Origin of the sequence: Bacillus cereus group sp. BfR-BA-01524 (assembly GCF_022662595.1) — a bacterium.
Taxonomy (GTDB): Bacteria; Bacillota; Bacilli; order Bacillales; family Bacillaceae_G; genus Bacillus_A; species Bacillus_A thuringiensis_S.
This window is the reverse complement of the sequence record NZ_JAKUDW010000396.1, coordinates 1-254: the sequence shown is the minus strand read 5'-3', so window position 1 is coordinate 254 and position 254 is coordinate 1. Positions and strand designations below refer to the sequence as shown.

The window sequence follows — 254 nt, the reverse complement described above, 5'->3', positions numbered from 1 at the left end:
GTAAGATCCCTGAAAGATGATCAGGTTGATAGGTTCGAGGTGGAAGCATGGTGACATGTGGAGCTGACGAATACTAATAGATCGAGGACTTAACCATATAATATGTAGCAAATGTTATCTAGTTTTGAAGGAATATGCCTTCAATAGTTTGGTGATGATGGCAGAGAGGTCACACCCGTTCCCATACCGAACACGGAAGTTAAGCTCTCTAGCGCCGATGGTAGTTGGGACCTTGTCCCTGTGAGAGTAGGACG

At 45.3% G+C, this 254-nt stretch carries 2 rRNA genes; both read left to right on the top strand.

Annotated features, from left to right (window positions below):
* Positions 1-97, top strand: a 23S ribosomal RNA gene (locus MR170_RS31630); the annotation flags it as partial.
* A gap of 50 nt (positions 98-147) precedes the next feature.
* A 5S ribosomal RNA gene (rrf, locus tag MR170_RS31625) occupies positions 148-254 on the top strand; the annotation flags it as partial.